General features: G+C 38.1%; 2 protein-coding genes. One reads left to right on the forward strand and one right to left on the reverse strand.

What is annotated here, in order from left to right; translation table 11 throughout:
- A partial coding sequence (locus tag F6K22_RS38225; RefSeq protein WP_293110098.1) for a hypothetical protein occupies positions 1–223 on the forward strand: 223 nt, incomplete at its 5' end.
- Between the two features lie 674 nt (positions 224–897).
- Here the strand turns inward: F6K22_RS38225 and F6K22_RS38235 are convergent.
- Positions 898–2,421 (reverse strand): TAXI family TRAP transporter solute-binding subunit, encoded by a 1,524-nt coding sequence (locus F6K22_RS38235; RefSeq protein ID WP_293110101.1) that lies wholly within the window; start codon positions 2,419–2,421, stop codon positions 898–900.
- Positions 2,422–2,650: the final 229 nt, after the last annotated feature.

Genomic DNA, 2,650 nt, shown 5'->3' on the forward strand with positions numbered 1-2,650 from the left:
TTCCCGTCACGACGCTATTCCGACCTGGGTGTGGGGGGTGTGGGGAGTGTGGGGGGTGTGGGGGGTGAAAGATTCATCCCAAGGTTTCAGCAACGCCAGAAATAGAATAGGGGAAAAAGGTAGAAAAATAGATATATTCACCATCTCCCTATCTCCCTATCTCCCTATCTCACTATCTCCCCACCTGTCCATCTCTCTATGTCCCCCTCTATTTATCTATTAGACATCTCCAAAAATAAAAAGTAAAGTCAATTATTATCCAGAAATTATCAATTCCTATTCCCTGTTCCCAGTTAAGTGTTCCCTGTTCCCTCTTTTCTGGAGATGTCTATTTATCTATTTTTAAATAGATCCCAAATGGGTTATATAGAGCAATACAGTTCAGATAAGACCAAAACTCGTATAGTATGGAACCATTAGAGTAGCTCTTCAGATTACATAACTCGTATTGTCTTATAGAGCAAATTTGATATCTATAGGATCATTCTCATGCTTAAGCATGAGTCGGATAAAACATAGATTGAGCTTGGCAGTCCCATGAGTAACTGTCTGCTCAGAGTTTTTAACTAAACTCTTAGATCTTTCCATGCAAGCATTGGAATGTTCAATCACCCAACGAGTGGCCACCGTGACAAACCCGGTATAATGAGTATTAATGGTACTTCGAGATTTTATGGAACAAAAAAAGTTAAAAGTTTAGTCTAGACAAACGAATTATGTTGATACCATCACCCAAAATGGCTAAAACCCTTGGTAATTAAAAATTTATACCTTTTTGAGGTAAAAACCTTTCCATGTCTACATTTAAGGTCGTTTTCTGCTTCTATTTTGTCCAAGTCCATTAGAGATACTTAGTGTTAACAATTAGCCAAAATATTGAGTCGATAAATGGTATTCCTAGGTAACAGGAAGATTATTATTGCCAGTCTGATGATGAGGATTATGATGATTTAAGTTGACATAATAACTAATAAGTTGGGTGAGGTGAATGTAAGTCTGAAGATCGATTTGATTTGATAATAACATTTCTCTATATTTACTCTCTGATTGTTTCAGTTTATTCTTGATTTTTTCTTGGCATACTTCTGATAAATTTTGCCACTCATCAATCAATTCTATTGTATCTTGAATATCTTGTTGACGTTGTTTTTTTTGCAAATTTCGGCATCGTTCAGCCATAATTTGTGTCATATCTTCTAACTTTTCATAAGCTTCTCTAGGCAAATTTCCTTCTATTAACATTAACCGATGTTGCTGTCTTAATTCTTCCACTTCTTTCAGAGCTTGAACAGGATTTGTTTCTACATAAAAACTAATTTCACTAAGAGCTAAACGGTTATTTTTAATCAACTTTCTACATCGTTTCTGACGCCACACTCGCAGTAAAAAGCCGATGAGACCTGTAAAGATAACAATAATAACACCAGCTTGTAAGTCTTGATTTTCCTCAAAGTAGCGCATCCAAATTTTTCTGGGATCGCCTTCGTTAAATGCTTGTAGGGAACCAGGATGGAGATATAGCAACCCACTGCGTAATAAAGAGCGAGTATTGCCGTTAGCAAGTTCTGGGTAAAATAATGAGTATTGCCGAGAGGATGAGATGATCGACCAAGTTAAAAGAGCAATTTTTTCTTTGCTGACATCGGGGCGAGTTACTAAAGCGGCAGCAGTAGAAATGGTGGGTAAGTCTTCTTGGGGTAGGGGTTGTAGAGGCATATAGCTCCCCTTGGGAAAGGTTGCACTTTGGTATGATTCGGGAAATTGAATGCTTAAGTAGTTAATAAAAGAAGTTGCCATTGGAACTAACTTCAGGGTAGGAGGTGTTGTTAGTTGAGCTTTCACTTTTTTACTGCCTCCTAACGGACCTACATAAACTAAAGCATCTATTTCTTGTCGTTTAAGTTTATTAAATCCTTGTCTGAAATCAAGTTGTTGTTCAATAATTTTTAAATTGGTAGCACTAAATAGTCGTTGGGCAGTGAAGTAAATGCCACTGCCAGGGGTACCAAAGGCTACTCTTTTTCCTTCAAGATCGCTAAAAGTTTTGATTTCTGAGTTAGATGGTGTAATGAGGTGTAAATATTCATTAGCAAGAACAGCTATTGCTTGTACTTTTCCAGTTTTCATTGCTTCACTAGCTACGTCTAATTGAACTAGAGCAAGGTCTGTTTCTTTATTGAGCAGACGTTGTAGGTTTTCCTGTGAACCTTCGGAATTATAGTTGCTGTGGATAGACATTTTCCCAACTTCGCGAGCCGAATTTACTATTTGTCTGCCCATGCGTTCGTAAGCTCCACCGTTGGCACCACTGGAGAGGGTGAGAGTGTAGCGTTGGGTGCTGCAGCTAGTTAAGGCGATCGCCCATAATAATATTCCTCCTATTTCTATTAGTTTACTGGGTCGTTTTTTTTGGTGTTTCATATAATGTTTTTGGGATTGGAAGGTTACTTGATTTAACCTACAATTTTATATTAAAAAAGCGGTTAGCACTCAGCACTCAGCAAGATTATTTTTCGCGCATTTTAGAAGGGGATTTCAACCCCAACTCAACAATCCTATGCTTGGGGTTGCAGGGGATTTTAACAATTGCTCAAAGAGCTGTTAATGTTTTCGGCTGTCGCCGACATGAAATGCTGGGCGACATGAATGA

Origin of the sequence: Okeania sp. SIO2F4, assembly GCF_010672385.1 — a bacterium.
Taxonomy (GTDB): domain Bacteria; phylum Cyanobacteriota; class Cyanobacteriia; order Cyanobacteriales; family Microcoleaceae; genus Trichodesmium.